The sequence below is a fragment of the Martelella mangrovi genome (genome assembly GCF_040545495.1).
In the GTDB taxonomy this organism is placed as follows: Bacteria; Pseudomonadota; Alphaproteobacteria; order Rhizobiales; family Rhizobiaceae; genus Martelella; species Martelella mangrovi.
On sequence record NZ_JBEPLY010000032.1, the window covers coordinates 1 to 1,224 of the forward strand.

Sequence of the window (1,224 nt, forward strand, 5' to 3'; positions counted from 1 at the left end):
CCCGGAGCGCCGACCTGCACCTTGAAGATGCCGCCGACCTCGGCCAGAAGCGCATTGCAGGCCAGCCTCAACTCTTCGAGCGCATCCAGCGGCCGTTCATTGCCGATGAATTCATAACCGCCGCGAAAGGCCGGAACCATCTCGCCATTGCCATCATCGACAAGAGCGTCGGCCTCGTTCATCGCCGCCATCCAGTTGGCGATCGGCTGGCGATAAGCCGAAAGGTTCTGACCGCCATAAATCCACTGGTCGCCGTAATATATGCCGCGCTCGACATTATACATGATGACAAAGAGATTGTTCGACGGCTCCCACGTGGCGGGATTATCCCAGCGATGCGCGCCGCTGCCGCCGACCGAACTATCCTTGCGCGGATCATAAAGCGGGATCGATCCCAGCTCAAACAGCATGCTCGGCGCGCTGGAAAACAGATCGCGGTTATACCGGCAGGTCACGATGGTATAGGCGCAGCCGAGCCCAATCATAGCGGCATGCCAGGGCCGCTCCGCATCCGACCCGAACCGGTCGACAAGATAGCCGTCCGCCGCCGTCTGGTTGCCATCGTGGAACTTGACCCACATGTGATCCGTACCGTTTTCGCGGTATTCGGACACCGGAAAACCGAATTCGCCATGTGCCTCATCGGTCAGAAGCGTCACCTTCTGATCATCCACCCACACGCCGTTCAGACCGGACTGCGGCAGGTTCGAAAGTTCGATCACATCGACGAAATAGGCGTTCGGCGTGCCGCCCTCACTGCCCCACACGCCCGCATATTTCCGCCGCCCCGCGGTGGCATAGTCACCGGCAATAAAGGTAATCGGCTGGTTGTCGCCCATCCGAAGCGACAGGCTGACGCCTGGGTCGCGCGCTTCCGGCCGCTTTTGCTTGCCAGCTATGGCGCGCTGGATCAGGCTGGCGCCGACGCTGAGGCCGATGCCAATGATCGTTTGGCCGATGACACCGACAGAGCCGATGAAACTGGCAACGGCACCAATAGCGCCAACGATGAAACCGGCATGCGCCATCGTCGCCGCGCTGAGAAACGCGACCAGCGTATAAAACAGAAGTCTGATCATGTTACCCGATGGAAAAAGCCCGGCTTGCCGCCAGAAGGTCAACCGTGCCAAAGCCTTCCGGCCGCAGCACGAAAATGCGCTCGCCATTGACAATGCCGAGGGTAAAACCGAAACCGTCGTTGGACGGGATCGCCGCGACATCGCC

At 60.2% G+C, this 1,224-nt stretch carries 1 protein-coding gene and 1 pseudogene; both read right to left on the reverse strand.

Features of this window, described 5'->3' with window-relative positions; genetic code table 11:
* Nucleotides 1-1,079, reverse strand: a pseudogene (locus tag ABID12_RS20820) (phage tail protein); the annotation flags it as partial.
* A gap of 1 nt (nt 1,080) precedes the next feature.
* On the reverse strand, nt 1,081-1,224 hold a 144-nt coding region (locus ABID12_RS20885), incomplete at its 5' end, for a DUF6950 family protein (protein ID WP_435528271.1).